Here is a 22,863-nt window from a genome sequence, read left to right as displayed (position 1 = left end):
AGACCAAACTGTCAAAATTCCTTACAATTAGCTATGTAATGAATGATTGATAAACAAGGAGCGGATTCGAAATGAGCATAATTAACAACCTTCCCGATTTGAACGAGGTATATGATCTTCCCGAAGAGCAAATTCGCAATTACAAGCGCGATGGACATACAATTGTGAGAGCATTAGCGAAACAAGACGAAATTTCCATCTATCGCGATGTAATCAGTGAGATAGTTAAAGAAAAGAACTACCAATCAAAACCGATGGAAGAACGGGATACGTATGGTAAAGCTTTTATTCAGATCTCAAATCTATGGAGAATGAGTGAATCCGTTGAAAAGTTTGTTATGGCGCGCCGTTTTGCAAAAGTAGCCGCTGATCTGATGGGAGTTCCATCGGTAAGAATATATCATGATCAAGCCTTATTCAAAGAGCCAGGGGGCGGACATACGCCATGGCATCAGGACCAAATCTATTGGCCATTGGACACGGACAAAACAATAACGCTATGGATGCCGCTTGTTCCCATTGCGAAGGAAGTTGGATCAATGAACTTTGCTTCCGCTACTCATGGCCATGGCATTATTACGAAGCAGGAGATTTCGGATGAATCGCACCGCACCTTCAAGGAATACGTTGAGGGTAAAGGTATAGAGCAGGTAAACTATGGTGCTATGGCAGCTGGAGACGCTACGTTTCACTCGGGGTGGACGCTCCACAGCGCACCAGGCAATCCAACAGAACAGATGCGCGAGGTAATGACCATTATCTATATTGCGGATGGGCTGCCTATTGCTGAACCGGATAGCAATGCACGAAAAAATGACTTGGCAAATTGGTTTCCAGGACTTAAGCCGGGAGATATTGCTGCAAGTCCCCTTAATCCCATTGTTTATCCTTAGGCCTTTTAAGAAATCGTTCTTGCTTCTGCAAGAACGATTTCTTGCTTTTCGATAAACTGATATCGAGGTGTCTCCGTAAAAAGTCATTTTATTGCTTATGCCGCAGAGAGATCGCGTTCTTCCAGACCATACAAAAACTCGAAAAAAAGGAGGCACAATGTAATGTTGCCTACGGAAATAGTTTAACAGCATATGGAATTTGGTGCCGGACGGAGTTCAGAGACCTTATTTACTAAAGTTATTGCTATCCTTGAAGTTGAAATGAATCGATGCGTCAAATTTAGGAAATGGCAGATATGAATTTTTAACTTCACCCATATTACCGCGCATTAAATGTATACTGTGATTTTCATTCAAGACTCGAGTGCTTGTTGGGATATAACGAATGGTTAAGCCTGCACGACGATGAGGTGAATGATTCGCTTTTGAGCCATGTATGATGTTCGGATGATGAATGGATACACTCCCTGACTTTAATACGAGGTCTACTGCTTTGGATTCATCAACGTACTTCTTCTCAATTTCTGAACTCAGTACGTTCTCAACCTCGAAGCTACCTTTCATCTCTTGTAATTGTATTTTGTGAGACCCGGGAATAACACATAAACAACCGTTCTCAACGATGGAATCATCCACAGCTAACCATAAGGTAATGACTTTCATGGGTTCTAACGGCCAATAGCTGCCATCTTGATGCCATAGGACTGGTTGACCAGTAAAAGCAGGCTTGCTAATATAATGGGAAGCAAAAAGGGCAATGTCAGGACCTATAAATGATTCTGCGATATCCAATAACCGTTTATCGCTTACAAGTCGTAACCAAAATGGATCATGCTTAACTAAATCATTATGGAGCGCTTCAGGACGAAGATTTGGATTTTTATCTATTAACCATTGAATATGCTCCTGTGCTTCTTTCATTAGATCGCTATCAAGCACATCAGGAAAGATGAGGTAGCCCTCTTTTTCGTATTTCTCTACCATTTCTGAATTTATTATCGCTGTCATTTCAATCGTCTCCTTTAAATGTATGAATGTAATTCTTAACTCAAATGTACAAAAATACTTGGCTTGCTGTCTTTGTACGACTGAGCCTTTTTTTTATATCAGTATGCCATCTTATAAAGATCCTGTATGAAAAAAAGAAAGGAATAGATTATGGACATTCACCAACTTAATTCATTCGCTCTACATCTACAGGATCCTGATGCCGCAATTCATGTTTATTATTGGGGATATTTAGAGAAACATTATACCCATGAGCTTCATAAACACTCTTTTTTTGAATGTTGTTACATTACGAGCGGGTCTGGATACTATATCGATAATGGTGTACGTTATGATATATATCAGGGAGACTGTTTTCTTTCTAAGCCGGGTATATGGCATCAAATAGAAGGTAATTCCGGAGAAGGAATTGGAATCGTGTATCATGCTTTTGAGTTGATAGAAGAAATGTCATCAATTGAAATGATAAATGGGTATCATCGATTGCTTAAAACGAATCACGTCGTGGTGAGAGCAGAAACCCCATCCACCACGGCAACTTTATGGAACATAATAATGAACGCGGGACACTATGGCGTAGCCAACCGACAGATGCTAAAGCATATGGCTTTCACCTTGATCTTATCTATTTTTCAATTATTTCTCGATGAGGAAGACGTTGAGGAAAAAACCTTGAGTAGGACAAATGAATCCGTTATCTTGAACCAAGCCAAGCTATATATTGTAGATAACGTATCGATAAGAATCAAGTTACAGGATTTAGCCAAGCATTTACATATCTCAGTTCGGCAGCTTTCTCGTCTTTTTAAAGATGAGTTAGGTGAAACATTTTCGGATTATTATCGAAAGACCAAAATTTATGTCGCAACATCTCTTTTGGAAACATCTAGCTACTCATTGACACAAATTGCAGAATTATCCGGGTTTTACTCTATTCATCATTTCACCAAGGCCTATAAACAAGCTACCGGATATACCCCTGGACAATGGCGAAAGATGGCAGGATGGCATAATACAAGAGCATAAACCGCCTCATTAGCATTAGAAGGCAAACTTAAACAAATTCATTTATATGATGAACACAATTGGTGAGGGTTCAACCCTATTAGCGAGCCTGACCATTTGAATGTGGATATTCAATGGATGAATAAAGCTCATTATGCTTATCAAAGCAATAGCTTAGCCGGCTTCCTAGAGATGTAGAGAAAGGTAATTATAACCGGTAAACGGTAATTTATCTCGCCCTCCATACCACGTAGACATTGTAGGCCTTCGCCTTGCGGGTCAATTGTACAGGTCACATTGTCTGTGTGCGAATACAATATGGTGTATTCCAAAACTGGAAGGAGATAATTACTGTGAACCGTAATGATTCCTTTAACATGGGCAGCATGGGCAGCATGGGTAGCATGGGTAACATCGGTAACATGGGTAACATGGGCAATGTAGGCAGCATGAAAGGCGCTGAATTTTGTCCCGATTGTCCAACGCAGACGGTCTATGATCCTCCAATTACACAATACGAGGACTACTACCATCCGCAGCTTGTGAATGTCGTTCAAAATATTGAAACAGTGAAGAAACATCATTGTTGTCCTGTCTATCAGCACCATTACACGCATACAGAGAAAAATGTTATGGTTTCGAGCGTGAAACGCGGGAAACATTCTAAAGGATCTTCCAAGAATCGTTCGAAAAAATAGTCCGTATATTAAAACAATGACCCGTAAGAAAATGACACTTCACGAAGGATGTGGCCATCTTACGGGTCATAAGTATGCTTTCAGGATGATGGGTACAAAGCGGTTGTCTGTTACGGGAAAATACTCAGATTAAGTAACTCACCGATGCAGAATGACGTGAGCATAGAGGGGGAATAGTTGATCTAAATTATCATATTTAGTACAATAAAAATATCAACATAATATTGGAGTTTTTCGATAAAAAATGAAATATATACAAAAGTATAAGAAAAGGAGATTGGCAAAATGATTAATAAAGTCGGACAAATTATGTTATATGTGAATGACCAAGATGAGTCATTGAAATTTTGGACAGAAAAAGCAGGGTTTAGCTTAGTTGCTGAGGAAAATAACGGGCAAATGAGATGGATTGAAATTGCTCCAACAAACGGAGCACAAACGAGTATTGTGCTTCACAATAAGGAACTAATTGCTAAAATGCAACCTGAATTAAATCTCAATACACCTTCGTTATTGTTTTTCTCGGAAGAACTCGATAGCTTATATAAAGAATTTACGGACAATAATATCACAGTCGGAGAACTTGTAAATATGCCTTCTGGAAGAGTATTCAACTTTGCTGACAATGAAGGAAATTACTTTGCGGTTATGGAAAGAAAGTAATCACAAAATAAGAAAAACCATTTTAGCCCAGATTTTTTTCTCAAAGTAACGAAGAACGATATTTGAATATTTGATTACATAAGTGCATGAATAGAATAAACGAGGATTAGATTGCTGAGGCATCTGATCCTCGTTTTCATTTGAAATGATTCATTCCACATTACCCTTTCGGAACGTTCCGATAGGCGGTTGGAGTGGAACCGGTCAGTTTTTTAAACAGTCTCGAGAAATAGTATGGATCGGTTATGCCGATATTTGCAGCAATTTTCTTGATAGACAAACCCGTTAAACTGATCATTTGGGCAGCCTTTTGGATTTTCATACGCAAAAAATACTCAATCGGGGGGAATCCTGTTTCCTCATTAAATAATAAAATTAAATGCTGTTTAGACAAGCCGGTGTTCTTGGCCAGTTCAGGGAGCTTTATGGAATCCTTCAAGTGATCATTCATATATCGGATGGCGAGTTCCAGATATTGCTCTCTTTTTTTGTTTTTGACTGTTCCTCCTGTGCTGATCCCGATGCCGCTGATCAACTGGCGCATAGAATGAGATACGTGGGTGTGGATGGGAAGTGAGTAGGTTTTTTCCGATAGCAAAACATAACACTTTTGATTTTATTTGCGTGAAAAAGCAGATAAGATGTTGATCCATAAGAACCTTTGTCGAATGTCTTGAAATGAATTCAAATCTTGATTACCTTTAACAATGAAGACTGTAAGCGTTACATATTTCGGTACATGGTCTTGGTCCTAAGATTTCGATCGTGAAGTGGGTATCTACAAATCGATAACGAAATACGCCTGTCCAAGCGTGTAACCGGATGAAGCCGGGCACGAGCTTAAAGAGGTCACTCTTTGGTTCGTGCTTTTTGCGTTTTTCGTGACGTGGAAAGGGGGTGGATAAGCTCATCATAGATCGATCATGATGGCATGACATAATGAATTGATAGAGAGGTGATCTGTTCATGAACGTATCCTTTTTCAATGCGAAGTCAAATAAGAATAAGAAGACCATGTCTCGTTCGATTTCTTTTGTGCTAGCACTCGCACTTGTCATGCCGATGTTTACGATGCAGGGTTCAACGGTTTCCGCTGCAGAAGCATCCCAATTGCCTGAAATTTCACCCATACCGCAATCCATTCAATCGACGGGGGATGGATTCCGCATTCCGTCTGAGGTGGGTATCGTAACAGGCAGTACATCGGACCCGGCTGCGGTTCAGAGCGTCGAAGAGATACTGCGGAAGGCTGGCGTGCAGAACATCAATCGTGTCCAGGATACTGCGGTTCCGAATTCACCCGTCAATGTATGGGTTGGAGGACCTTCGGAGAATCAAGCGACAGCGGCTGCACTGCAATCACTTGGGGCTGCGGGACCAGATGATATGAAGGACGAGGGGTATGTCCTGGCTTCAGGCACGGATACATCAGGCAAGCAAAAAATCGTGCTCGCCGGGAAGACAACACTAGGTACTTTCTATGCGGCTCAGACGCTTCGTCAACTGATTACAGTGAAGGAGGGGGCATTCCGTATTCCGTCTGTAACCATTCGCGATTGGCCGAAAATGGCATGGCGCGGTTCAATTGAAGGCTTCTATGGCGACCCGTGGTCCCATCAAGATCGTCTTCGTCAAATCGATTTCTATGGCCAGCAAAAAATGAATATGTTCATTTATGCGCCTAAAGATGACCCTTATCACCGGGATAAATGGCGTGAAGCCTATCCGGCTGCGAAGTTAGCAGAGATTGCCGAGCTCGTTCAGCGATCGAAGGAGAATCATGTGGAATTTGTCTTTGCCATCTCGCCGGGAAATAGCGTCTGCTTCTCTGATGATGCAGATTTTGGGGCGCTGACGACCAAAGCGCAAGCGATGTGGGATGTTGGTATTCGCTCGTTCGCGATTTTCCTGGACGATATCGATAAGACATTACGTTGTAATGCCGATAGGACTAAATTCAACAGCGATACGAATCCGGTCGCTGCTGCGCAAGCCTTTCTGCTCAATCGATTCAAGACGGAATTCATTGATAAGCACGCAGGAGCTCATCGTCTGATTACCGTCCCAACGGATTATGCGAATATTACTGCGACCGCTTATATTAACCGATTTGCTGCCTTGGTTGATCCGAGCATTATCGTCCAATGGACAGGATCTGCTGTTGTTCCAGCGGGCATTTCGGCATCCGATGCGGATAAGGCGAATGCAATTTATAAGCATGATCTGTTGATCTGGGATAACTTCCCTGTGAATGATTATGCACGGGATCGGTTGTACTTAGGCCCGCTCTACAATCGGGATGCAGAGCTTGCTGATCATGGCATTATTGGTCTAACGACGAATCCAATGAATGAAGCGGAAGCGTCCAAAATTGCGATTTTCACAATTGCCGATTATTTGTGGAATCCCGCGGCGTATAATCCAGAGACAGCATGGCAGCTGAGCTTGAAGCGCTTCGGCGGTGAGGTTGCTGACGCACTCCGTATTTTCGCAGAGAATAATTATTCCTCTCCGCTCAATGCGAAAGAATCATTAACGATTAAGCCGCAAATCGATAATCTGTGGACGGCCTTTATTGGGGGAGGAAGCATTACCAATGCAGCGAACCAGCTAATTTCAGAATTTACGAAGCTGCAGCAAGCACCTGCTGCACTCCGCAGCGGCCTGAACAATCCGGATTTCATCGACGAAACGAAGTTCTATCTGAACAAATATGAGCTGTACGGCCAAGCGGGAGTAGAAGCGACGCAAATGCTGTTGTCTCAGAAACGGAACAACAAGCAGCAGTCGGCTGAGCATCGTACGGCGTTGAACAATGTAAGAACGCAGATCAATGCGATCACGAAGGCAAAGGCGAATCAAGTCTTCGAAGACTACATCTTACGTGCGATTCGCGAGAATGATAACTGGCTAGGTGTAGGCACATCCACACCGTTCCCGATTACGACGATGGGTACCTATCAGACGAATACCCCGGCCAAAATGCTCGATGGCAATCTGAATACGTACTTCTGGAGCAGCAATTCCCCGGCAATCAATGATGTCATTGGGGTGGATCTGAATGAGGTGCGCAAGGTATCCAACGTTCAGGTATTAATGAGCAAGAGCGGCAGCGTGAACGACTATGTCCATCACGGTGTGCTGGAGTACTCGATCGATGGAGCCAACTGGACACAGCTTGCGATATTAGAGGAGAAGCCGGAGATCAGCGTTCCGCTGGATAATCAGAAGGCGAGATTCGTTCGCATTCGTGCGACAGGAACACAGGAATATTGGGTCATTGTGCGTGAGTTCATTGTTACTTCAACCGCGATTCCGAAGGAACCTACAGCTGTTCTCGGCGGTGACGATACGGTTCAAGGTGATAATGAGTTCAAGCTGCAGCTTGGCGTCGAAAATGTCACGCAGAGCGTGTATGCCCAAGATTTAGCGATGAATTATGATGCAAACGTGATGGAATTCGTGTCGGCGAAGTCTTTGGAAGCTGGAGTGAATCTACTTCAGACGGGCAAAGATACCCCAGGCAAGCTGCGGTTTATTCTGGCGAGTGAAGGTCCGGGTCACGCGATTACTGGAGATAAGCAATTGCTGGAGTTGACCTTCAAGGCGAAAAAAGTATCGCAAATGACGGAAGGAACGATTTCGATTAGCAATGCAACATTGGGAGACCATTTGGGAGCGGAATCAAACATTGCCGTGTCCTCGTTGACCATTCAAGTGAACCCAGTGCCAAGTGATAAGACAGAGCTGAATAACCTGATTCGCACGGCGCAAGCGGCTTACGATGCGGCCGTAGAAGGTACGCAAATCGGTCAGTACCCAGCAGGTTCGAAGGCGAAATTACTAACGGCCATTCAAGCGGCTCAAGCGGTCGCGAATAACGCAAGTGCAACCGTGGACCAAGTGGCTGCGGCAATTCAAGCCTTGCAGCAGGCACTGGACACATTCAAAGCATCGGTTATCACGACGAAGCCGGGCGATGTGAATGGCGATAGCAAGGTTAGTATCGGAGATTTAGCGATGGTGGCGGCTCATTACGGCAAAACATCATCCAGTCCAGATTGGACACAAGTGAAGAAGATGGATATCAATGGTGACAATGTCATTGACATCAAAGACTTAGCTGCGATCGCATCGAAAATTATTGAATAGCAGGTAGGCGTACGAAAACGATCAGAAGCCTAAAGTCGACTTTCGATACAGCAGAAATGCTGGGTAGGAAGTCGGCTTTAATCAACACTGGTTTAAGAATGAGGTTGAAAAGTACGAATTGAATGAATGATGAGTTTCATTATCGTTATACCTGAGATCATTGCATATTATAAACAACGGCGGTTGTTTGTATAGAGCTATAAAATTGAGACCGCCTAAATCATTTATTGGTAAAATCAGTTTTAATGAGACTTTGCTACCATAAAATTAAATACTTTAAGGGGTAAAGTGAAGGATCAGCTTTTTATTATATAATATCAAAAGAAGAGAGAACATAAGTTCTAAAACGTTTATCGGTACAAATTTTTGTCATCCGAGCCAGACGGACATTATTATATGACTTTTGGGGCAGCTTTTTATTCTCGTATACTATTTCACAAAACTCGTATTTTGTACATATGTATGTAAACAGGCATGACGCCTTGTTAGATATGGATTTAATGTATGTATGACATTTGTATTTATGAGTAAAAACATAACTATGTCTCTATCCCCTAATTTCTGTTTAACACAATCAGTATTGGAACAAAAAAAAGATGTGCTTTAAGCACATCTTTATTAATATTCTTATATCAGTTCTTAAACACATTATTTTACCAATAGAATATGTTTTAATCGTTCTACGTTATTCATATAGTACAGCCTTAACATCATCATTGTCGATATTCGTTTTGTCATACCATACGAAGCCACTGTCGATTACGGAATCAACCTTTTCACCTTTTGCAGCCGCTACAGCCGCTTTAACCGTTTCGTAGCCGATACCAACTGGATTCTGAGAAACTGCGCCAGCCATTAAGCCATTTTTTATTGCATCGATTTGCGCTTTGCCGGAATCATAACCGACAACTGTAATTTGACCTTCCTTCTTCATTTCAGAAACCGCGTTAATTACCCCGATCGCAGAGCCTTCATTTGTACCGAAAAGGCCTTTCAAATTCGGATACGCTTGCATAATCGCCTTAGCTAGGTCAGTCGATTTCAAGTGATCTCCGCCACCATATTGCACATCTACAACCTTAATATTCGGATACTTTTCTTTGATACGATTAACAAAGCCTTCGCTACGGTCAATACCTGTCTGGCTTGTTTGGTCATGTCCAATAACAGCAACTTCCCCTTCACCACCGATAAGTTCAGCCATTTTATCTGCTGCGATACCTGCTGCTACAGCGTTATTCGTCGCTACCGTTGCCACTGGAATCGTGCTGTCCACGCCTGAGTCGAAGGCAACAACCGGGATTCCACCTTCTTCTGTTTTCTTCAGCAATGGAATGGAGGCTTGACTGTCAAGCGCTGCGAAGCCAATTGCACTTGGTTTCTTATCAAGAGCAACTTGAAACATTTCGAGCTGCTTATCAACTTGTGATTCATTCTCAGGACCTTCGAACGTAATAACAACGTCTAGCTCTGCCGCAGCCTTCTCTGCACCGTTCTTAACCGCTTGCCAGAATTGATGCTGGAACCCTTTGGAGATGATTGGAATGTACATTTTTTGTGTGCTGCCAGGTGCTGCAGATGCCTTCGAAGTAGCTGTTGCAGATGGATTATTACCGCCGTTCGAGCTGCATCCGCTTACAACCAATGCAAGTGATAATGCTGCTAATACCAATACCTTTTTCATGTTCATATCCCCTTTTTGAGTTGAGTTTTGATAATGTTCGTAATCTATATAATCTCCAACAGAGATGATACCTAAGTTAAGCCTTACGACGCCGTAAAATATCAGCGTATACTGCGAGCAGAATGACAAAGCCGACAACGACTGTCTGCCACTCTGGGGGTACTGACAGGATGCGAAGCCCGTTCGTCAACACGCTCATAATTAGAGCACCTATGACTGTGCCGACAATCGATCCCTTACCACCGCTTAGTGAAGTTCCACCGATGACAACCGCTGCGATGGCTTCCAGTTCATAGCCCATACCAAGTGCGGGCTGAGCCGAATTAAGGCGGGACGCCATCAGAATACCACCAAGTCCTGTAAATAAGCCTGAAATCATGTAGATAATAATCTTCCATCTCCGCACATTAACGCCGGATAGACGCGTTGCTTCCTCGTTGCTGCCGATCGCAAAGTTGTAACGGCCGACGATTGTGCGGGACAATAGCAGACTTCCCACAATTGCAGCAAGGAAGAATATCAATACAGCATTAGGGATGTCAAAGCCTGGAATAAGGTCACCAAGCACTGAGCCCAGAGAAATTTTCATAAACAATTCATTATCCGTGAAATAAATCGGCTTCGTGCCCGAGATGACGAGCGCAAGTCCTTTGGCGATCATCATCATCGCAAGTGTAGCGATGAAGGGCGGGATTCCGAGACGTGCAATTACAACTCCGGAGAACAGCCCGCATATCCCTCCCGTTAACAGCCCGCCGATAATACCAACCCACACAGGCAATCCCCACATCGTAATGAAGACTCCCGTCATGACCGCACTCAGCGTCATAACTGTTCCGACCGACAAATCAATGCCGCCCGTAACGATAATGAACGTCGCGCCAAGTGCTAATACTCCGATTACCGCCGTGGAGAGTAAAATCCCAACGATATTGGAAAAGTTAAAGAAATTGCTCGATGCAATTGAAAAAAAAACAAAAAGCAAGATCAAGCTCCCGAAAGCCAAAAATTGCTGAAGCCCCGCAGTGAATACAAAACGTTGTTTCTGAGCAGATCCTAGTACTGGCTTCATTCTATCCCTCTCTTTCTTAATCACCTTCTACTAGCTAATCCGGTCAGTTGCATACGTCATAATCTGTTCTTGCGTAGCGAGTTCATCATTCTTGAGCTCACCTGTAACTCTGCCCTCGCACATGACGATAATCCGGTGGCTGAGCCGCAATATTTCCGGCAGTTCTGAACTGATCATAATAATCGATTTCCCCGAGTCAGCAAGGTTTTCAAGCAGTCTATAGATCTCGCTCTTAGCACCGATATCGATTCCGCGTGTCGGCTCATCGAATATGAGAATGTCGCAGTCTCTCGTTAACCATTTGCCGATAATCACTTTCTGTTGATTGCCTCCAGACAAGTTTTTCAGCTTCTGTCCGATACCGGGTGTCTTGACCTTTAACTCTTCGACTACTTTCTGCGACACATCAGTCATTCGTTTGTCATTAATCCATCCGAAGCTTTTTGCGAAGCGGCCTAATGTCGCCATCGCTATATTTGTCTTAACATCCATTTCGACCAGACAGCCAAAATGCTTTCTATCTTCGGACAGATAACCGATACCATACTTCACTGCTTGATAGGGCCCAGAAATCTGCACCTTACGGCCATGGATGAAGATTTCCCCTGAGTCGATCGAATCAGCGCCGAAGACTGCTCGGGCCAACTCGGTTCTTCCAGCCCCGACGAGCCCAGCAACGCCAAGAATTTCCCCCTTACGCAGCGAGAAACTCACATCGTGGAGTCTATTCCCACGATTCAGCTTGCGCACATCGAGCACGAGCTCTTTTTCATTGTCCTCCTGGCGATCTTGCTTGGCAGGCTGATAGATTTCCCGGCCTACCATCATCGCAATAATTCGGTCGATGCTTACTTCTTCAGTTGACACCGTATCTATGTAGCTGCCATCGCGCATGACCGTAATCCGATCCGTGATCCGCTTTAATTCCGCCATCCGGTGAGAAATATATACGATTCCTACGCCTTTCGCCCGCAACTGGTTGATCATCTTAAACAGCTCTTCAATCTCAGTATCACTAAGCGCTGCCGTTGGCTCATCCATAATCATTACCTGCGAGTCATAGGAAATGGCTTTTGTAATTTCAACCATCTGCTGCTTGGCAACAGTCAGATCTGACACTAGTGTGGTCGGATCAATGTCCAAATTCATCTGCTTTAATAAAGTTGTAGTCTTTCTATTCATCTCTTTATCATCAAGAAACAGCTTAATAGCTTTACGTGGCTCTCTGCCAATAAAGATGTTCTGAGCGACGGTCAGATCTGGTGCCAGATTAAGCTCCTGATGAATCATACTAATTCCAAGCTGCTGAGCTGTTCGCGTATCCGGGATATGAACTTCTTTCCCTTTATAGATAATGCGTCCCCCATCTTTCGAATACACGCCAGTCAATACTTTCATCAATGTCGATTTACCTGCACCATTCTCTCCAACAAGAGCGTGCACCTCGCCGGATCGGAGCTCGAACTGACACTGCTTTAATGCATGGACACCAGCAAAATGCTTCTCGATTCCTTCCATCTCTACAACAACTTGACTCATCGTTTCCCCCCTCTCAACTCCTTATTCCTATTGTTACTATTTAATTTACACCCTCTGCCCCTTAACTTAAATGTGGTTTTCGCTTGAAATACTCGAATATTTTTGGAATTGCTAAAAGCAGCCGTCCCGATTATTTCCGGAACAGCTGCTTTTCACTTAAAGGATAAGAAAACAGGGCTGCTCATACGCAGTTAAAAACTACGTATGGGACAGCCCTATTTCGAATTAACACTATCCGATGATTAATCTAGCGATTGCAGCCAAATCTAAAATATCAATGACTCCATCTGGAACGATATCATATGATTGGATACTTTCCCAATCTGGACTTGCGCTATCCTTACCATAATGAGCAGCAATTATCGCCAAATCACCGATACTTACTTTCTCGTCATGATTGACATCGCCTGGTATTCCAGGAACTTTCACAGTAACCTCCACAGTGTGGGAAGACAGCTCAGCTGTTACATCCACACCTTCCCCAGTGCCAATCGTAGCCGAAACAATTGCAATGTCACCTTTTGCTGTCGCACTAATCTCTTTCGCTTTGAACGTCAGCTCTATGATTTCAGCATCCGCCGTAACCGCTTGATCGGCTCCAAGACTAGCAAGCACTAATCGAATTTCGCCTGGAACACTCGTTTCTGGTTCAAAAATGCTTACCCCTGCCATTAACGAGTCGGCCTTAACGTATTCGAATAGGTTCGCATCATAATTTAGTTTAACGTACTGGCCATAAATCGTTTGTGTCACATCGCTAAGTCCATATTTTACAGTGAACAGATTTCCATGCTGAATCGCATTCGGCCCTGTTAATGTAGTCGCTAGCGACGGTATCTCTTCCGGTACATCAGCTTCTAATGTAATCGCAATCGATTGAGCCTCTTTCGCTGTAAAACTAGCGCTTTGGGTTACAAAACCAGTCTTACTTACCGTGTACGTGTATTCACCTTTTTCCGGTAGTGTGAAGGTGCTACCATCGCTACCTGAACTGTATAGGTACCCGTCAGCATCCTTTATTTCAATTGAAGCATCTGCAGGCGAAACATCAAATTTGACATCTCGGTAAGCTGCAGAACCGCCATCTGCTCCTATTAAGCCTAATTTAATATAGGAGAAGTTAAAATCTGCTCGCGTCCAAAATACATAAACATCTTTTATACCGGTGACATTCACATTCGGGGTTATAGTTGCCTCTGTGAGATTTTTATAACCACCCGTATTGATGAAACTATCCAAAGTAGCAATCGTTGTAGCTTCTTCCACTGTTCCCTTGCCCGGCTCGGCAATCCGAATATGAATTTGTCTCGTTGTGTTTGTCGGTGTTGCATAGCCGATGGCGATACTTTCGAGACCATTCTGTAGGTCAACGCTGTTGTATTTCAGCCAGCCATTATTACCAGCGTACTCAACCCACTCCTCGCTGAACCTCATTTTACCTTCGCTATCATTGCCAGCAGATTCCCCGTTTCGATCTATCCCCCTAAGCTTGATGGATTGAATCCCCAATTTCACTTCAAGACTTGAAGAAATCAGCGGATTCTCGGTCGAAGTAGCGACAATGATAATGTCCTGATTTTTGGCACCTTCTTTTATTGTAAGTACGCCATCGTCGCTAATTTTAACGCCCGAGTACCTTCCGCTCAAACTCCACTTCACATTGTTACTGCCCATTTCGGTTGAACCGTCCGAATATTCGACCCCTGCCAAGTAGGTCACATCCTTACTACCCGTTGCAGGCAAGCTGATTTGTGTATCACCCACAATCGTAATCCCCGCTGGCGGTTCGCTGTCCTTATTCATGAAAAATTGCAACGATTTTAAGTTGACTGGTTGAACAAAAGAAACATACAGATCATGTGCCCCACTTATTTCGTAGTCCAAGTTAGCAGAAAACGTCTTGTAACTGTTGAGATCTCCTGTATGATTCACAAGAATATTCGCAATCACTTCTCCATCTGGCTTATCCAGTCGCAACTCAATTTCCCCCAACCCTCTTAGGTCCTTCTTATCAGAGGCTGCTTCAATGAAAACCTTAGTTGCTCCTTTGTCGAATTGCACATTTTTGAATACTGCATAATCACCGGCAGCAGCTCCTTGCAGCGCAGCAGTACCTTTGATAATTTGGCCGTAAAGGAAATTGGCATCTACTGCATGCATCACTTCATAAGGGTTAATCTTATCGGCTTGAATAATAATCTCATAAGTCGCACCTTTTTGGGCATCAATGACAATGGTGTTGCTATCTACGATTGTATAAGCAACCGCTTTGCCGCTACTCACTACAGTAGCAGTGCTGATATTACTCCCTTTTACCGTTATGGAACCTGTAGTACCCGTTTTTAATACCGCCGACGTGAGTTTCGACTGCTCCCAAGCCATGTCGACCTCCACATTCCCTCTAGCTTTCAAGCCAGACACACTGCCTAGGTTCCATTTGGAAGGAAGTGCTGGCAGTAACTGGATTGCCCCGCCTTGACTTTGCAGTAGCATCTCAGTTATGCCGGAAGTTGCACCGAAATTCCCGTCAATCTGGAATGGAGGATGCGTATCAAACAAATTGCTCAGCGTTGAATTGTAAAGTTGCTCCTTGAGTAGCTTTTGGGCACGATCGCCATCGTGAAGGCGCGCCCAGAAGTTAATCTTCCATGCTTTACTCCAGCCTGTTCCGCCGTCACCGCGGGTATTTAAAGTTACTTTCATAGCTTCGACAAATTTGTCATCCTGTTCACTGCGTCCCGCAACTACTTGCGATCCGGGGTGTAGTGCGTACAAATGATTCACATGACGGTGGCCGTTATCACCTGTAAGGTCCATATTCACTTCGTCTTTCCATTCCATAAACTGCCCGCCAAGTCCAATCTTTGGTCCTGCAAGGCGGGACTGTGCATCCACAATTTCAACCAATTCCGAACTCTCAATATTCAGAACCTTACTTGCCTTGATCACCTCATCGTAAATTCCCCAAACTACGCTTTGAACTTCAGTCGCGCCCAGAGAGTAGGGTCCGTGTTCTGGAGAATAAGATGGATTCGCAACCAACGTGTTGTCACGTGTATCTACCCATAGCGTATCCACCCAGAACAATGCAGCACCTAGCAGTACGTCATAATACTCCCGAAGAAATTCTTCATCCATCGTGAATTGATAACGCTCCCAGATATGTTGCGCTAACCAAGCCCCATCTTCAGGAGAGAAAAAAGCGCTACTTGTCGCAGGGGCGGTATTTCCCCATATATTGTTCTCATGGTGTGTTGTCCAACCTCTGACTGGATCGCCTGCCGGCGTGACGTAGCCATGCTGGGCGCTCAATTCCCCTCTCGGCACTAAGCTTTTAATATATTCGATCAAAGGCAGATTACTTTCCGAAAGATTAGTTTGCTCTGCAAGCCAATAGTTCATTTGCAAATTGATATTGGCATGGTAGTCCGCGCTCCATGGCGGATTCGTTCCGTTCGCCCAGATTCCTTGCAGATTAGCTGGCAAAGACCCTTCTCTGGAAGATGCAATTAATAAATACCTGCCAAACTGATAGAAAAGCTGCTCCAAATAACGGTCTTCCATTTGTGTATTAGTTCTTGCATAGCCGGCCAACAATTGGTCCGTCGGCTTATTTGGAAATGGTGCGTTCATCAGGTTAAGCTCCACACGGTCAAACAGTTCTTTATAATCGGCAATATGGTCTTCATACAATTTGTCAAAGCCTTTCTCTGCGGCTGCTTCAAGTCTCGCACTAACATTGATAAGTGGATCTTTGTTAGTGAAATAGTTGAAACTATCATCCATGGACTGCAAATAGTTCGTGCCTGCAGCCATCAGGATCAGGATGGAATCCGCATTTTCCACCTGAATGCCATTATCCTTCGCAACCATCGTTCCACCAGTAGGAATAACCTTAATTTGCTGAGCAAAGTGCAGCGTATTGCCAAAATCCGTAGCGGCATTGGCCTTATTATGGTCGCTTGGCCACCCGGTCATCGTTATGGTGTCCCCTGCTGAAGAGATTGTCTTGATTTTTTGGGCAGATGTCACATTGACGAACTGATTAATCTTCCCGGATTCTGTCGAACTCAATCGTATAGCCATCACTCTATCCGGATTACTTACGAAATATTCCTTCGTCATCTCAGCGTCATCCAGTTGATAAGAGACATTGGCAACCGCATTATTCAAATCAAGTTCTCGTTTGTAATTGGTAACAACATGTTCCTCCGGAATAGTACTGTTGTCGAATAGAACCTCTAAATCGGACATTTGCAGCGCTTGATTGTTTCCGTACAAAGAGGTTACGGTGAGCTTGAAATATTGGTAGGAGCCGGGCTCATCCAGTTCAAAAACTTGAACTTGCTTCCGTCCCGCAAGTGCAAAATTCGTTACCGTATCGATGGTTGTAAATGTTGTTCCATCGTTGGATGCGGAAAGCGTCCAGTTCTTCGGATCCCTACCCTGCGCATCATTACCTGTCGTAATGGAGTAGGAGCGGGTTGGGATTTCTTCATTGTATTCCCAATCAATCACATATTCAGCTGCTCCGGCATGACCATCGGCGAAATACTTAGTGTCCTTATTCCCATCAAATAGCATACTAATAGTCTCGTTCTGATTTTTTGTGTTATCCTGAGCGGTATAAAAACGGCTGATGAAGGGCTTCTCCAAAGTTAGATCACGTAGCCATATGGAACCCAATTCCTGATAGGAACCAAAATTTTGCTTTGTTCCAATTAGACCATTTGCTCCATTGATTAGATTCGTAAGTGAACTAGGAACACTGTAATTTCGAGCGATAACTTTGCCATTCGCATCGACGTAAGGAGCCGTTCCTTTGGAATATTCCGTCATCAAGTCTTGTAATTGCGTTCTAGCTTGCTGAAGAACGCTATGCTTAGCCTCTGCACTGCCTTTATGTCCTCCGTTATAATCGGGATTCGCGCCGGGACCACCCGACCAAAGCGATTCTTCGTTAATTAGGATTTGATCCTTATCAGCGCCGCCAAATACCATTGCGCCCATAAATCCATTTCCTAGTGGGAGCGCTTGCGATTCCCAGCTCGTTGCAGCCTTTGTATACCATGTCTTCAGCGGAACTTTACTGGCAGTTACAAGTGGAATTTCTCCCGATGCAGAAACGGGGTTAGCAATGATTCCCGAAATGGCCATCGTTACTGCAAGCGCAGAACAAGCAATCTTTTTTAACATAAAGCTACCTCCTCAAATTCTGTATTATGTCCTCCTGTGAACTGCTCATTTCCCTGTACTTACCGTGGAATGACGATCACCCCAATTCCCCTCCTTTACCTCTTCTTATTCATTGATTAACCAGATTCCAAGTATTTCCTTTTGATTATTATTCAAATGCTAAACTAAGACAATGTAAAATTGTCCACAAGCAGTCGATTATTTTACTTTCGGTGTATCGTGCAGAAACACTATAAGAATTCACCAAAATAAATGATGCAATTGATTCAGTCGAAAAAATTAAGCCAATTATGTAAGGTGACGAAGAGAAGAGCAAACGCCAAAAAGCACCTCAAGGTGACATTAAGCACCTCGGATGCTAAGTGAGATAGAAGAGGAGCCACCCTAACTACTTGCCAACGAATGGAAACAGCAACTTCTGATTTTCCTCTTCATACATATTTTGTTTGGTGATAACCACTGACCCCGTATCGATCTGCTTCTGTACTTTCTTTCCTCGGACCGCCTCTACCGCCGTCTTGACACTTAAGTACCCCATCTGAAATGGTCTCTGAATAACCGTAGCCTTCATCACGCCTTCGTCCAGCAGTTTAATTTCATTCACCGAGCTATCGAATCCGATCAGCTTGACTTGCTCACTAACCCCTAGCTCCTGAATCGCTCTCCCCGCCCCGACTGAAGTCGGCTCATTCAGCCCGATGATCCCTAGCACATCAGTATGCGTCTGCAATATTTCCTTTGCTTTCAAATAAGCTTTCTGTTCGGACCCCTCGACAAAATAAGTATCCAATCGTTCAATATTCGGATGCCCGTCCAGCAGCTCTAGCACTCCTTTTTCACGATCAATATGGGAAGCCGCATTTTTGACATAACTAATGATTGCGACTTTGGACGGACCTTTAAGCTCTTTCAACATCGCCTGCCCGGCTTCTCTGCCGGCTCTGACGTTGTCTGTCGAAACGATGCTTTGGGCAATATCGGAATTGATCCCTGAGTCGACAATGATCAGATTAATCCCCTCTTCCACGACCTGATTGGAGATCGGCACCAATTGATCAAAATCGGTGGCGGCGAGTACGATTGCATCAGGTCGTTCGTCGATCGCTTTCTCCACTAATGCAATCTGTCCCTCTACATCCGTTTCATCTTTAGCCCCCCACACCTGAATGTTCACATCGAACTCTTGGGCAGCTACGTGCACCCCATCAACCAACACCTGCCAGAATTCAATAGAAGCATCATTAGATTTAATAATGACTGTAACGTCCAGGGACTTTTTGCTCGACAATCCTTTAGATCCATAAATGAAACTCACCGCAATAACCAGAACAACAACAATCACTCCAATGATCCACCTATGCTTTGCTATACTCATTTGTCCTCCTCCAGTGGCGGAAGAGATTTGGGAAAGTGAATATACACCGTTGTTCCTTCGCCCGGTATGCTCTCATAAGCTAATCCATATTGCTGGCCAAAATAGAGCTTAAGCCGTTCATGAACATTCAGCACTCCGACTCCCCTCCCTCCCCCTGTTCCTAACCTTGGGATCAAAATGGTTCTCAACTTTTCTTCATCCATCCCGTTTCCATTATCTTCGACAATCAGCAGGACTGCAGATTCCGTTTCCTCCGAACGAATTCGGATAAAGCCAGGTCCGCGTTTCATCTTAATACCGTGATAGATCGCATTCTCGACAATCGGCTGTAAAATAACTTTAATCGTTTTGTACTCCCAAACCGTATCGCTGATTTCAATTTGATAGTCCAGCTTGTTTTTATAGCGCATTTTTTGAATCATCAAATAGTTCGTAATATGCTCGATCTCATTCCTTATCGAAACAAGCTCTTCTCCTTTACTTATCGATGCGCGGAATAACTTGGCAAGCGCCGAGGTCATTAAGACGACTTCCTGTGATTTATTACTTTCCGCCATCCATACAATAGAATCCAATGTATTATATAGAAAATGCGGGTTGATCTGAGCCTGCAGTGCGTTCAGTTCACTTATACGCTTCTGCTCCTGATCGTGCACCACCTGCTTCATTAGCTCTTTTATTTTGCCAACCATAATATTAAATGTCCTTGCTAACCTACCAATCTCAAACGATCTCGGAACGGGCACATGAATGTCAAAATTCCCCTTCTCTACTTCTTTCATATAGCTCTGCAATTGCTTAATCGGTTGGCTCACTCGCTGTGACATAAGGAAAGAAATCACAATCGCAATGATAATACAGATAAGGCCTAGCAAAAAAAATGACATCCGAATCTCATTCTGATTGCCGATAAGCTCATCCACATAGGATACACCGACAATTTTCCAACCGAAATCTGAATCCTGTACGGTATACATCCGACTATCACTACCTTCATCACTTGTGAAGGTTCCACGCTCGATTTCCAGTACCTCATCAATCATTTCAGACTTCAATTTACTGTATATTAGCTGTTGTTGGGGGTGATAGACTATATTCCCGCTGGAATCGACGATAAACAAATAGCCTCTTTGACCAAGCCTGATATCTTTGAACATGTCATTCATTACACTGAAATTTAAATCTGCTAGGAAGATACCTAACTTTTTATCACCATCCCGGCTCATTAGCTCCCTACTCAACGACACAACCCATGGATAGTGGTCCTTAAACACAGGCTGTACATGCGATGGAGAGATGACGCTCTGTCCGCCTGCTTCCTGAGCGTTGCGATACCAGCTCAAGCTTGTCCGGTCGATGGACGAATTAAGCTCCAACTCCCTCCGCCCCGAGACAAACTGACCGTTATAGCTAAACACATTAACTGAAGTAATGTCGCTTCTAGATACGAGCATCGATTCCAGCAGCTTCGATATCATTTCTTTAGCTTCCTTTTCTTCCGTTAAGGTTGCAAAGCTTTCTTTGGATAGATAATCCTGCACGAGGGGGTTGCCAGCGACTAGCTCCGACATGTAGGTCATGCCATTCACGTAAGATTTAATATTGTTGTTCACTTGCTTCACAAGCTCCGTCGTATATTCCTGTGCTTTCGTTTGAACAGCATCTTGTGTCAAGTAATAAGAAATTACACTCATAATCATAATTGTCATCAATATGAGCAAAACAGAGGAAAGCACCATATTCGTCTGAATACTACGGAACCGCGAGAAGATATTCACCCTGCATCACACTTTCTGTTTATTCATTTTATTGCGGAATTCCGTTGGAGTATCTCCCGTATATTTCTTGAAAGCTCCGCTGAAATAATGCGGATCGCTATACCCAACTGCAAATGCGACCTCATAGCTCTTCATTGATGTTAAATTCAACATCTCCTTGGCCCTCTCCATTCGTTCGTCCGTTAGAAACTCTATGAATGATCGCCCATTTTGCTGCTTAAATTTGCTACTGAAATAACTTGTACTCATCGATACTTGCTTACATACCGACTTTAAAGATAATTTAGAATCCATATAATGCTGTCTCACATAATCCATGGCCATAGCGATTTGACGCGCACTCTGGTCCTCACGCTTGCTTTGGATAACCAATACCGCTTTTCCGCATAAATCCTTCATCCAAGATTCAATTTCATCTAAGGTAGCAAAATGATTGATTTCCGTAATCAGATTTTTGACTTCACCGAACACTTGTGGGCTGTTGCTGTCCATTTCGTAGAGCGTGTGCATTAATGACAATATAATACGCTGAAGATATATATAGCAGATGTCGATGGGAAATACATGGTCTCGAAACTTCGAGAACAAACTCTCCATCCATTCGTTCATCTCTTGCAGCGTTCCTGTTTTTAGTTTTGTAATTAGCTCGTTTTCCAGTTTGACAACTGAAAGCAATTCCGGACGTTCACGCTGCTCCATATCCGCGATCCGAATAATTTCATTCATACCGATCACAAATCTATAATCCAAAGCGGATAATGCTGACCGGTGAACAAGGGGCGCATTGTCTTCCCATCTAGCGGTATGCCCGATCCCGATCGAAGCTTTAAGTGGCAAGAAGGAAGTAACTGCGCTATGTATTTCTTCAGCTTTTAGCATGGCATATTCCAGCAATTGTTCACTATCATCGCCGGACAGTAGGACGAATACACGGTTTTCCCGATCCCGGAAAATAACAGTCCCTATGTATGTAGCCGTAATTTCTTGCACTATATTAAATACAGCAAATCGTAAGAGCTCCTGCTCGAATAAAGTCGAGGGTAAGCTTAATCCAAATTCGTCCACATCAATAGCAAGCTCAACTACTATCGGACCGTTCCATTGGATTTGAAAATCATTGCATCGTTCCTTCACTTGCTTCTGGGTCATCGACGAAGATACCAAACGTTCCAGAAAACGCTCCTTCAATAGTGGAAAGCTTTCCGTCAATTGACGCTTCAGCAACTCATAATCTTGAACTCCCCTTCTTTCGAGATCTAATTCTGTAGCTACTCTTCGCATAACAGTCTCAAGCTCGGCTGCTGTAACCGGTTTCAATATATAATCTGTAGCTTGCAATTTAAGCGCTTGCTGGGCGAATTCGAAATTGTCATATCCCGTGAGGATAATAACCTTTATTGTCGGCTCACTTGTCGCTAGCTCGCGAGTCAGTTCAATGCCGTTCATGAATGGCATCCCGATATCTGTAAGTACGACATCAGGCTTCTCGCGCTTAATAAACTCCAGCGCTTCCAATCCATCCTCGCAATCGCCTATACATACAAAGCCGAGCTGCTCCCAATTCATCTGGTCCTTAATCGCTTCCCGTATTAATGCTTCATCATCCACGATCAACAATTTATACATCGAATTCCCTCCTCTTAGTGCCATGCTACATGGTCAACCAACCAAACGAGTGAATTTCACAACTAACAATGTATCCTATTCGACGAGAAGATCCATTATCCTTGGATCAACTGCCAAAAATGTATAAAACTGACTAAATTATAATGATACAATGAATACTGATGTGCCCGTTCC

At 43.7% G+C, this 22,863-nt stretch carries 14 protein-coding genes; 5 read left to right on the top strand and 9 right to left on the bottom strand.

Going from position 1 to position 22,863, the window contains the following annotated elements:
* Positions 1–71: 71 nt before the first annotated feature.
* Positions 72–893, top strand: coding sequence for a phytanoyl-CoA dioxygenase family protein (locus tag AC0YN7_RS05295; protein WP_475808901.1), 822 nt, complete (start codon positions 72–74; stop codon positions 891–893).
* 225 nt (positions 894–1,118) lie between these two features.
* Here AC0YN7_RS05295 and AC0YN7_RS05290 read toward each other — a convergent pair whose 3' ends face one another.
* The gene (locus AC0YN7_RS05290; RefSeq protein ID WP_475808900.1) at positions 1,119–1,901 is read right to left on the bottom strand and encodes a phytanoyl-CoA dioxygenase family protein; all 783 of its coding nucleotides are present in this window, start codon (positions 1,899–1,901) and stop codon (positions 1,119–1,121) included.
* Positions 1,902–2,051: 150 nt separating this feature from the next.
* Here AC0YN7_RS05290 and AC0YN7_RS05285 point away from each other — a divergent pair, with 150 nt between their 5' ends.
* The 3 genes from AC0YN7_RS05285 to AC0YN7_RS05275 all read left to right on the top strand — a co-directional run bounded on the left by AC0YN7_RS05285 (position 2,052) and on the right by AC0YN7_RS05275 (position 4,267).
* Positions 2,052–2,927 (top strand): AraC family transcriptional regulator, encoded by an 876-nt coding sequence (locus AC0YN7_RS05285; RefSeq protein ID WP_475808899.1) that lies wholly within the window; start codon positions 2,052–2,054, stop codon positions 2,925–2,927.
* 332 nt (positions 2,928–3,259) lie between these two features.
* Positions 3,260–3,604: a hypothetical protein gene (locus AC0YN7_RS05280; RefSeq protein WP_475808898.1), complete on the top strand. Its 345-nt coding sequence runs from the start codon at positions 3,260–3,262 to the stop codon at positions 3,602–3,604.
* A 285-nt stretch (positions 3,605–3,889) separates the two neighbouring features.
* On the top strand, positions 3,890–4,267 hold the full coding sequence (locus AC0YN7_RS05275; RefSeq protein WP_475808897.1) for a VOC family protein: 378 nt from the start codon (positions 3,890–3,892) through the stop codon (positions 4,265–4,267).
* Positions 4,268–4,427: 160 nt separating this feature from the next.
* Here the strand turns inward: AC0YN7_RS05275 and AC0YN7_RS05270 are convergent, their stop codons facing one another.
* The gene (locus AC0YN7_RS05270) at positions 4,428–4,865 is read right to left on the bottom strand and encodes a helix-turn-helix domain-containing protein (protein ID WP_475808896.1); all 438 of its coding nucleotides are present in this window, start codon (positions 4,863–4,865) and stop codon (positions 4,428–4,430) included.
* A gap of 368 nt (positions 4,866–5,233) precedes the next feature.
* Between AC0YN7_RS05270 and AC0YN7_RS05265 the strand changes: the two genes are divergently transcribed.
* Positions 5,234–8,419, top strand: coding sequence for a beta-N-acetylglucosaminidase domain-containing protein (locus AC0YN7_RS05265; protein ID WP_475808895.1), 3,186 nt, complete (start codon positions 5,234–5,236; stop codon positions 8,417–8,419).
* A 685-nt stretch (positions 8,420–9,104) separates the two neighbouring features.
* On the opposite strand, the gene AC0YN7_RS05260 is transcribed toward AC0YN7_RS05265, so the two are convergent.
* The 7 genes from AC0YN7_RS05260 to AC0YN7_RS05230 all read right to left on the bottom strand — a co-directional run bounded on the left by AC0YN7_RS05260 (position 9,105) and on the right by AC0YN7_RS05230 (position 22,689).
* Complete coding sequence (locus AC0YN7_RS05260) at positions 9,105–10,103, bottom strand: substrate-binding domain-containing protein (RefSeq protein ID WP_475808894.1); 999 nt, start codon at positions 10,101–10,103, stop codon at positions 9,105–9,107.
* 76 nt (positions 10,104–10,179) lie between these two features.
* Positions 10,180–11,175, bottom strand: coding sequence for an ABC transporter permease (locus tag AC0YN7_RS05255; RefSeq protein WP_475808893.1), 996 nt, complete (start codon positions 11,173–11,175; stop codon positions 10,180–10,182).
* Between the two features lie 30 nt (positions 11,176–11,205).
* On the bottom strand, positions 11,206–12,714 hold the full coding sequence (locus AC0YN7_RS05250) for a sugar ABC transporter ATP-binding protein (RefSeq protein ID WP_475808892.1): 1,509 nt from the start codon (positions 12,712–12,714) through the stop codon (positions 11,206–11,208).
* A 231-nt stretch (positions 12,715–12,945) separates the two neighbouring features.
* A complete protein-coding gene (locus AC0YN7_RS05245; RefSeq protein WP_475808891.1) occupies positions 12,946–17,910 on the bottom strand; it encodes a glycosyl hydrolase family 95 catalytic domain-containing protein in 4,965 nt (1,654 codons plus the stop codon).
* 388 nt (positions 17,911–18,298) lie between these two features.
* A complete protein-coding gene (locus AC0YN7_RS05240) occupies positions 18,299–19,285 on the bottom strand; it encodes a substrate-binding domain-containing protein (RefSeq protein ID WP_475808890.1) in 987 nt (328 codons plus the stop codon).
* Entirely contained in the window at positions 19,282–21,063 is a 1,782-nt protein-coding gene (locus AC0YN7_RS05235; protein ID WP_475808889.1) for a cache domain-containing sensor histidine kinase, read from the bottom strand. Before AC0YN7_RS05235 ends, AC0YN7_RS05240 begins: the two co-directional genes overlap by 4 nt.
* A 6-nt stretch (positions 21,064–21,069) precedes the next feature.
* Positions 21,070–22,689 carry a response regulator gene (locus AC0YN7_RS05230; RefSeq protein ID WP_475808888.1) on the bottom strand — a complete coding sequence of 540 codons (1,620 nt, stop codon included), beginning with the start codon at positions 22,687–22,689 and terminating at the stop codon, positions 21,070–21,072.
* Between the last annotated feature and the right edge of the window lie 174 nt (positions 22,690–22,863).

It is taken from the genome of Paenibacillus sp. J31R122, assembly GCF_056269185.1.
The sequence above is the reverse complement of the archived record's forward strand: the minus strand, read 5'-3'. Positions and strand labels throughout refer to the sequence as shown.